This window comes from Polaromonas sp., assembly GCF_041689105.1.
Classification (GTDB): Bacteria; Pseudomonadota; Gammaproteobacteria; order Burkholderiales; family Burkholderiaceae_C; genus Polaromonas.
In genome coordinates this window covers 1-3,060 of sequence record NZ_JBDNGU010000199.1, presented here as the reverse complement: position 1 = coordinate 3,060, position 3,060 = coordinate 1, and the positions used below count along the sequence as shown (strand labels likewise).

The window sequence follows — 3,060 nt, the reverse complement described above, 5'->3', positions numbered from 1 at the left end:
GGACAAATACCCCGACACCGTGGTGTCATCGGCACTGTGGAACATGGAGCCCACCATCGACCGCGCGCTCAAACTGGTCAAGGAAGCCAAGTTCACCGCCGAGGACTATGGTCAATATTCGATGATGAAATACAAGGGCTCGGAGCTGGCGCCATTGGGCACCTTCGAGAAGAAAATCCCGGCCGATATTGTTGCCAAAATGAAGGCGAAGGAAAAAGCCATCCTCGACGGTAAGTTCACGGTCAAGGTGGACGACGGCCAGCCGAAATCCAGCAAGTAAGCTCACCCCTGTCGGATGCTCACTGCGTGTAGCACCTTCTCCCCTTCCAGGGGACGATCGCCTTCGGGCCGGCGAAGCCGGACCCGCGGCCCTCGCTGAGCTGAAAACCAGATTTCCGGGCTCCCCCTCTTTTCGGATGAGTAACCCCGTTCTGCGCTTGACCGGCATCACCAAGCGTTTCGGAACGCTGGTGGCCAATGACGCTATATCGCTTGAGCTGCACGCTGGCGAGGTGCTGGCGCTTCTTGGCGAAAACGGCGCTGGCAAGTCCACGCTGGTGTCCATCCTGTTTGGGCATTACACAGCCGACGAAGGGCAGATCGAAGTCTTCGGCCGGCTCTTGCCCGCCGGTCACCCCAAAGCTGCGCTGGCCGCGGGCATCGGCATGGTGCATCAGCATTTCACGCTGGCTGACAACCTGAGCGTGCTCGACAACGTGATGCTAGGCAGCGAGCCGCTCTGGCAACCGTTTTCGCGCCGCGGCGCCGCGCGCGCGAAGCTGCTGGGCGTGGCGCAGCGCTTTGGCCTGCCGGTCGCACCCGATGCCAAGGTCGGCAACCTGTCGGTGGGCGAGCGCCAGCGCGTGGAGATTCTGAAAGCCTTGTACCGTGGCGCCCGCATCCTGATTCTCGATGAACCCACTGCCGTACTGACTCCGCAGGAGAGCGAGGCGCTGTTTGACACCCTGGGCCAGATGGTGGCGCAGGGACTGTCCATCATTTTCATCAGCCACAAGCTCGGCGAGGTGCTGCGCGTCTCGCATCGCGTTGCGGTGCTGCGCGGCGGCAAGCTGGTGGCTGAAGCGCCGGTCGCCGGCACCAGCCAGGCCCAGCTTGCGCAGTGGATGGTGGGCCACGCCGTGAGCGCCGCGCAGCGCCACCCGGCCCGTGCCACCGGCCTGCCGGTCTGCACGCTGGACGCCGTGGCCACCGCCGGCAGCGGCCGCGACAGGTTGAACGGCGTGTCGCTGGAACTCAAAGCCGGCGAGATTGTGGCGATTGCCGGCGTCTCTGGCAATGGCCAGCTCGCACTGGCCGACCTGCTGTGTGGCACCCGCGCCGCCAGACAGGGCACGGTGACTTTCCTGGGCCAGCCCTTGCAGGCCTCGCCGGCCTGGCTGGTCACCCAAGGCGTAGCTCGCATCCCGGAAGACCGGCATGCGGTTGGCGTGGTGGGTGATCTCAGCGTCTGGGAGAACGCCGTGTCCGAGCGCCTGCGCAGCCCGGCGTTTTCGCACGCACTGTGGGTCAAGCGCAGCGCTGCACAGGCCCACGCGGCGCGCATCGTGCGCGAGTTTGATGTGCGTGGCGGCGGCCCGCAGTCGGCCGCGCGGTCGCTATCGGGTGGCAACATGCAAAAGCTGATTCTCGGCCGCGCACTGGTTAACGTGGCCCCCACGCTCGTCGCTTCGCGTACTTCGCTGCCCCCCGAGGGGGCTAATTTTCCTAGGGGCGGCTCGTCGGAAAATTGCCCTTCGTCAGCGCCTGGTGCTGTAGTTCCCAAACTCATCGTTGCCCACCAGCCGACCTGGGGCCTGGACATTGGTGCGGTGGCTTATGTGCAGCAGCAACTGATTGCTGCGCGGGATGCCGGTGCGGCGGTGCTGGTGATCTCTGACGATCTGGACGAGGTGCTGGCGCTGGGCGACCGCGTCGCGGTGATGCACGCAGGGCAACTGAGCGAAGCCTTGCCAGCAGAGGCCTGGACGCGTGAAAGCGTCGGCTTGGCGATGGCCGGGGTCCACGCATGATGGCGACCTCTTTACCCCCTCGCCCCTCCGGGGAGAGGGTGGGGGTGAGGGGCCTGCACACCGCCGGGCCAGGGATCACCCTCACCCCAGCCCTCTCCCGGCGGGAGAGGGAGCAGAAAGGCCGCTGGCATGAGGCTTGAAAAAAGAACCCAAACTTCAAAGGCTGCGCTAATCCTCGCGCCCATCGGCGCCATCGCCTTCACGCTGCTCATCAGCGGCCTGCTGGTGATCTGGGCCGGTGCGCCGCTGGGCCAGACCTACAGCCTGCTGTTCAAGGGCGGCTTCGGCTCGGTGTTTGCGCTGAGCGAAACCTTGACCCGTGCCATCCCGCTGATCCTGACCGGGCTGGCCGCCACCGTGGCCTTCAAAGCGCGGCTGTTCAACATTGGCGCCGAAGGCCAGCTCTATGCCGGCGCGCTGGCTGCGGTGGCCGTGGGCGGCATGCACGGCGGCACCGGCTTTGACCTTCCGTTGTGGCTGCTGTTTGTACTGATGATGCTGGCCGCCGCGCTGGCCGGGGCCCTGTTGCTGCTGGGTCCGGCACTGCTCAAGACGCGGCTGGGGGTGGATGAGGTCGTCACCACCTTGCTGCTCAACTTCATCATGCTGCTTTTTGTGTCCATGATGCTGAACGGCCCCATGAAAGATCCGGCCGCCATGGGCTGGCCGCAAAGCGTGGCGCTGCTCGGCGACCTGGAGCTGTCCAAACTGGTGGCGCAAACCCGCGTCCACACCGGCCTGCTCTGGGCCGTCGGGCTGGCCGTTGCGCTGTGGGCCCTGATGAAATACACCGTTCCCGGCTTCGACATCCGCGCCATCGGCGCCAACGCGAAAGCTGCAGCCTTTGCCGGCGTGCCGGTCACGCGCACCGTCGTGCTGGTCGCCCTGCTCTCGGGCGGCCTGGCCGGGCTGGCCGGCGCCATCGAGGTAGCGGGCCGAACCAGTTACGTCACGCTCGACATGTCGCCCGGCTACGGCTACACCGGCATCGTGATCGCCATGCTGGCGGCGCTGAACCCGCTGGGCGTGG

Annotated in this window: 2 protein-coding genes and 1 pseudogene; all 3 read left to right on the top strand. The window is 65.9% G+C overall.

Translation table 11 applies throughout. The features are described 5' to 3' along the window. Positions 1-280 (top strand): annotated as a pseudogene (locus ACESMT_RS19815) (BMP family ABC transporter substrate-binding protein); the annotation flags it as partial. 136 nt (positions 281-416) lie between these two features. After that, complete coding sequence (locus ACESMT_RS19810; RefSeq protein WP_372828313.1) at positions 417-2,030, top strand: ABC transporter ATP-binding protein; 1,614 nt, start codon at positions 417-419, stop codon at positions 2,028-2,030. Positions 2,031-2,159: 129 nt separating this feature from the next. Beyond that, positions 2,160-3,060: ABC transporter permease (locus tag ACESMT_RS19805; protein WP_372828312.1), on the top strand; the 901-nt coding region annotated here is incomplete at its 3' end.